The sequence below is a fragment of the Staphylococcus ureilyticus genome, assembly GCF_002902235.1.
In the GTDB taxonomy this organism is placed as follows: Bacteria; Bacillota; Bacilli; order Staphylococcales; family Staphylococcaceae; genus Staphylococcus; species Staphylococcus ureilyticus.
Genome location: NZ_PPRL01000137.1, coordinates 949 through 1512, shown reverse-complemented (window position 1 = coordinate 1512; position 564 = coordinate 949). Strand labels below are relative to the sequence as shown.

Here is a 564-nt window from a genome sequence, read left to right as displayed (position 1 = left end):
GATTCAAAGTTATAATTTAAATTATCTTGATTAAAGTTATAGTTATAAGCACCTTCATGTACTGGCTCAGCATTTAATTGTTCAGGATTGTTTTGTGCTTGTTGAGCTAGTTGTGCTTGATCGATACCTTGTTCAGACGCATCTGCTGAATTTCCTGCTGCGATTCCTGTTACGCCAAGTCCTACTGCTAACGTTGAAGCTAATACTGTTTTTTTCATTATTAATAAATCCTCCTAAGAGATAATACTTTTAAATTTGTGTTTAAATTTGTGTTTTCGATTTTGCAAAATTACTTTTATCAAATTTGCTAATCCCTACTGTAACATCTGGAAAAAGCTTGTGGGTTACAGTGAAATTAAAAAATATCTAGAATTTTTACGCCTCAATTACATTGATCACGTACCTCAATTCCATTCAAAAAACCAACACATCAATCAGGAACTATTATTCTACTTTTACAAATATGTAATGACAATGTAATTAGTGTGAAAATAATATTCACTTTCACCTTAATAAATAATTACTTTTTATGATTTTTAAATATAAGGAAGATTGAATTTATAT

1 pseudogene is annotated in these 564 nt (G+C 29.1%); it reads right to left on the bottom strand.

Features of this window, described 5'->3' with window-relative positions:
• Positions 1-218: pseudogene (locus tag CD150_RS11800) on the bottom strand (transglycosylase); the annotation flags it as partial.
• Between the last annotated feature and the right edge of the window lie 346 nt (positions 219-564).